Here is a 5,906-nt window from a genome sequence, read left to right as displayed (position 1 = left end):
GAGTGAGATACGAGTCTTTATGATTGATCCTCACAATTTAAATATTATTCGTGGAGAATTGGAGCATCTGGTATTGTCCGGGTGCTCTGTTTCTTTTGGTTATGATACCGACACAAGAACATCTGCAAATCTGGAAACACTTGGAAGTAATTATATTTCAGGATCATGGCTGCGGATCGTTCTTTATCATGGAGACGCTTCAATTGAAATCGGTACATATGTTCTAAAAAATCCTCCCGGAATGACAACAAAAAACGGAGAGAAGCACTACACCTACGAGCTCCAGTCTGTATTGTGGGGGTTATCAGAAGATTATTGTGTTGGATATTTTTCGATAGGTTCGGGAACGTATGCGGTTGATGCATTTGAAAAAATCTGCACCACCTGCCAGAAGGAGTATTTAATCAACGGAGCAAGAAATTACAGATATACAGCCACAAAGATTTTTGAAGCCGGAGAAAGTTATCTTTCTTTTCTTTTTGATATTTGTGATATATCAAACAATCGATTGGATGTGGATGGGCATGGAAGAATAACTTTAAGTCCGTACAATACACCGTCTTCAATCACTCCTTCCTGGACTGTTGATGAAAAAGATCAAAATACGATGCTTTTATCGTCAGATATTAAAGAATCAACCTCTTCGGAAGATGTACCAGGCCGGACAATCGTCATATACAGCAATGGGGATCAGGAAATTATTGCTTCGGCAGACAGAGATTCTTCTTCCGAATTTTCTTCTCAGAGAAGAGGATTTATGATTGCCGAAAAATACCAGGTTAACGATCTGTCTCCTGCAACAAAGGCAAGAGCACAGCAGCTCGCAGAAGAATACCTGAAAAAATCTGACAAGGTAATTACATTGGAATGCAGCATGTTATATTTCCCGTGCAAATGCGGGGAGACAATAAATCTTATCCTGGAAAATAAAAAGAAGAAGTATATGATCCAGTCCATCAGTGAAATAAAATTCGACGAGATGACAATGAATTTGACACTCAAAGAGGTATGATATGGACAGTTTTGAGCTCGCAAAAATATTGTTAGGGAAAAAATCTAACGAAGGCACAAACGAAAAAGCCAAATCTACGGTCATGGCAACAGGAACAGCAACGTCCGACAGTTCAAACGGAAAAGTCATGGTTGATATGGGTGGAGACACAATCAGCTATGACGATGGGCAATCCGTAGAGATTGACACAAACATTTCTGTAAAGACCGGAGATATTGTACAGATTTTGCTTACCGGAGCTGCCGGAACGTCTAAGTATCCGGTTGTAATTGGTGTTATTGGACGTGGCGATGAGCAGAATGCGGAAATCCAGGAAGCCAAAGCAACCGCGGATCAGGCAAACAGTAATTCTGAAGAAGCAAAGAAAAAAGCGGAAGAAGCAGAGGAAAAAGCGCAAACAGCAAGTGAAAATGCGGATTCAGCGAAACAGAGTGCGAGTGCTGCCTCTGAATTGGCCACTTCTGCAAACACGAACGTCAATGATGCAAAAGTCCTTGCCAATAGCGCGAACACAGCATCTAGTCAGGCAAATGCAAAGGCGGAACAGGCAGAGACAGATGCAGCAAATGCGATCAAGACCGCTAATGCAGCACAGAACGGTTTAGCTGACGCAAATAAGGATATTTCGTCTTTACAGGCATCTGTAAATGCAATGAATAATGATATTTCCGATGCCCAGAAGAAGGTTAAGGAAAACGGAGACGCCATAACCGGAATCAACCAGAATCTTGCTGCCAATTATGCGACAAAGACGGAAGTCAGCGAGACGAAGGCTGCAATTGAGTCTGATATTTCTACAACAGCAAGTGGAATTGAGGCAAGTGTAAAAGAAACCTATGCTTCGAAGAACGATGTAAGCGAAATTAAGGGTGAACTTGAAAACAAAATTCAGGTCAATGCAGACGGAATCGAGTCCACAAGTAAGAAAGTCACAAGTCTTGAGTCAGATACACAGGACATATCAACAAAACTGAATGCTGCTTCGAAAACAGCGTCTGATGCACAGGCTCAGGCAGATACCGCTGTTGCAAATGCCAAGGCTGCGCAGGAAACCGCAGATACTGCTGTTGCCAATGCAAAGGCAGCGGATGATAAAGCAAAAACCGCGCAGAGCCAGCTTGATACAGCAAAGCAGAATGTAGCGTCTGCGGATGCAGCATTGAAGACAGCAAAACAGAATTATGATTCTGCACTTAGTACATACAATATCCTGACTTCAAGCACGACAGCAACGGAAGAGCTGATCACTACCGCAAAAAAGAATCTTGACTCTGCACAGGCGGCATTAAACAAGGCTCTTGCGGATGTATTGACCGCTAATCATAATGTGACAGAAGCACAGACAGCAGCAAACGATGCTTTGAAGAACGCAACGACGGCATACAACAATGCATCTACAGCCCTCACGAACGCCAAGACTGCACAGGATACAGCAGATAAGGCAGTTGCGGATGCTGCTAAAGCGAACAAGGATCTGGCTGAGTTAACAAATACCGTAAATACTCAGGAAACAAAGATTACTCAAAATTCAGAATCGATCAGTTCACTGGCAACACGAACAACGACTGTCGAGAATAAGTTTACTGGATATTACACAAAGACAGAAGCAGATTCCAAAATCAAACAGACCTCTGATTCGATTACAAGTACGGTATCACAGACTTATGAAACAAAAACGGATGCCTCATCAAAACTGTCTTCAGCAAAGAGCTACACTGATAGTTCCAGTTCACAGGCATTGAAGGATGCAAAGGCTGATACTGATAACAAACTGAAATCGTATTCAACTACGACACAGATGAATTCTGCTATCGATCAAAAAGCAGATTCCATCACAAGTACCGTATCTAAGACCTATGAAACAAAAACGGATTCTGCTTCAAAGCTGTCTTCTGCCAAGAGCTACGCCGACAGTTCTAGTTCTCAGGCGTTAAAAGATGCAAAGGCTGACACTGATAACAAGCTGAAGTCATACTCAACCACTACACAGATGAATTCAGCTATTAACCAAAAGGCAGATAGCATAACATCAACTGTATCTCAAACTTATGAGACAAAAACGAATTCAGCGAATAACCTTGCTTCAGCAAAATCCTATGCCGACGGAAAAGCTAGTTCTGCACAGTCTGGAGCTCAGAGTTACACAGATAATAAGCTGAAAAGCTACTCGACTACAACACAGATGAACTCGGCTATCAGCCAGAAGGCAGATTCAATTACTTCCGAAGTAAAGAAAGTTGATCAGAAAGTGGATAATCTTCAGATCGGGGGAAGGAATTTGATCCAGGGATCTGGAACAATAACAAAAGATTATCTGAACAATTCATCCTTAACTATTTCTGATGATGGAGTATATGGGAATTTAGCTGTTCGTACTACTAATGCATGGACTGGGCCATATATTCATTTACAGACCATTGTTGACAGAGAGGGAATAATGGTTGGCGATGAATTGACTGTTTCTATCTATGTAAAAGCTGAATCTGATACAACACAGTATCTTAATTTTACAGGATTTAGATTTGGCTATAAATCTATTCCATTTGGTACCATCAGATGCCCATCAAACACATGGATAAGATTATCAAAGAGTTTTACATTCATTGGATCAAAAAATGAGGACGGCAGTATAACAGTAAATCTCAATTCAGCAAGAATTGAATGCAATACCGGAGATAAAAACAATGGTTATGCTACACCCTGTAATGTTTGGTTCTCATCTCCAAAACTTGAGCGTGGCAATCAACCTACCGACTGGACACCAGCCCCTGAAGACTTAACCACATATACGGATTCTAAGATAAAGCAAACCTCCGACTCCATCACAGCAACCGTGTCAAAAAAGGTTGGCAAAGATGAGGTGATATCATCCATAAACCAGTCTGCTGAAAGCGTAACCATCAATGCAAATAAGATCAACATCAACGGAACTGTCTCGGCAAACGGTAATTTCAAGGTTGACACAGCGGGTAATCTTACAGCCAAGAGCGCAACACTTGATAACTGCACGATCTCTGGAACGTTGAATGTTAAAACCAAATTCTCAGACGGATCGACGGTAAAAGATGCTATAACGAATGCTCAGAACACGGCTAATAACTCGATCAAGTCAACTGTTATAGAGTTCGCACAGAATCAGTCGCCCACCACGGCGCCTACATCCGGATGGAGTACCACAGCGCCAACATGGAAGAACGGATACTACATGTGGCAACGAACGACAACCACCACGAATAACGGTCAAAGCTCATCTGTAACCACATGTATTACAGGAGCAACTGGTGCAACGGGTCCTCAGGGAGTTACAGGAGCAATTGGTCCACAAGGACCTAAAGGTGACACAGGACCACAAGGACCCAAGGGAGCAACTGGTGCTACAGGTGTTACTGGTCCACAGGGACCTCAAGGTGTTAAGGGTGATACTGGAGCTACGGGAGCTACTGGCCCACAGGGACCAAAAGGAGACACTGGACCACGGGGCCCTCAAGGACCTATGGGACCTCAAGGACCACAGGGAACCTCAAAAAACCGAGTTGTGTACTCAACTTCAGATCCATCCTCCACATCTGGTTATGGTTCCGGAGACATATGGTTCAATCACTCCACAGGAGGCATCTGGCAGTTCAATGGATCTTCATGGCAGCAACATCAAGTAGGAACTGTATCGATAGCCAACGGAGCAATCACTGCGGACAAGATCACAACAGGTGCTGTTACAGCTGGCAAGATTGCCGCCGGGGCAATAACAGCGGATAAAATTTCCGCTAATGCACTCAATGGAAAAACCATTTATGGAGGTACAATTACTGGAGCTACAATTAAAAACGATGTTCCGAGCGATTCGGAAAATTTTATCCAAATAAAAAATGGTATTATTACTCTTTCAAGTGGCGAAAGTTGTGGGATAAGAGATATCTTTAATAGAAGTCTTCTTGCTTGCAATTCTTATGAAAACGGAACGATTCTTAACATCGGTAGAGGCTGTTCAGAAATATTTGTTCCATCAGGATTAATATACCATTATTCCAACGGGTACCCGAACATTCAATATCCGGTTGCATACTTTGGTACAACGACCGCAACAGTTGGCTCATCATCTATGTACCTTACAAGTTTAGCTTCGTTGACTGGATTAGGGATGCCGGATAATGCCCGCATTATTGTGCTTCCGATGATGATTGCCCCAGATGCAGGTTATCATCTTGAAGGTGTGCAGTATCTAACTACTGACAAATCATATTACGCATTGTTTAACACACATCCGAATACGTCAGTAACAATACGATGGATAGCTCTGAGCTTTTGATTGAGGTTTACGTATGACTTATTATAACGATATTACCCAAGAGAAATTAGATTATACAGATGAACAGATTACGCAGTTCTTAAACGATGGAAAGGGCTGTGTAATCGAAGGATCTGACGGAAAAACTTACTACCATGAATATAGCGAACAGAATCTTGCTGCAATCAAAACATTTCAGGAAAATACGGATCAGCAGGACAACGTTGCTGACATGGCATACGTAAACAGTGAACTGGCGTTAGCACTTTTAGATAGTTTGGAGGGATGATTATGTTATTTAGAACACTGAAAAGACTTGTAGAACGGAACGGACTTACAGATGATCTGCGCGAGAAGATCGATACACTTTTTGCTCTCGGAAGATTGACGGAGGATCAGTATAGGGAACTTGTAGGGAATTCGGCGGCATAAGACAGAACATAAGTGGCAGGAGGAAAGATAATGCCAATGGGACCATTTCAGGACACAATTTTTGGAGGGATATTGGGCGGTACTCTAGTGGGTGCCGTCCTTTTATTTATCCAATTTCTGATTAACCGATCAGATAAAAAGAAAGAACGAAACGATAAGATTATTGCAAAGCTGGAA

The 5,906-nt window shown here is 42.3% G+C and carries 4 protein-coding genes; all 4 read left to right on the top strand.

The window, feature by feature from the left end; genetic code table 11:
- On the top strand, positions 1-1,012 hold a 1,012-nt coding region (locus ACTQZS_RS15235), incomplete at its 5' end, for a hypothetical protein (protein WP_441476578.1).
- 1 nt (position 1,013) lies between these two features.
- Positions 1,014-5,318, top strand: coding sequence for a hypothetical protein (locus tag ACTQZS_RS15230; RefSeq protein WP_441476577.1), 4,305 nt, complete (start codon positions 1,014-1,016; stop codon positions 5,316-5,318).
- Positions 5,319-5,331: 13 nt separating this feature from the next.
- Positions 5,332-5,586, top strand: a complete 255-nt coding sequence (locus tag ACTQZS_RS15225; protein ID WP_441476576.1) for a hypothetical protein — start codon at positions 5,332-5,334, stop codon at positions 5,584-5,586.
- Between the two features lie 2 nt (positions 5,587-5,588).
- The gene (locus ACTQZS_RS15220; protein WP_441476575.1) at positions 5,589-5,729 is read left to right on the top strand and encodes a hypothetical protein; all 141 of its coding nucleotides are present in this window, start codon (positions 5,589-5,591) and stop codon (positions 5,727-5,729) included.
- The last annotated feature ends 177 nt before the right edge of the window (positions 5,730-5,906 follow it).

This window comes from Bilifractor sp. LCP19S3_H10, from assembly GCF_052119185.1.
Classification (GTDB): domain Bacteria; phylum Bacillota; class Clostridia; order Lachnospirales; family Lachnospiraceae; genus Bilifractor.
The sequence above is the reverse complement of the archived record's forward strand: the minus strand, read 5'-3'. Positions and strand labels throughout refer to the sequence as shown.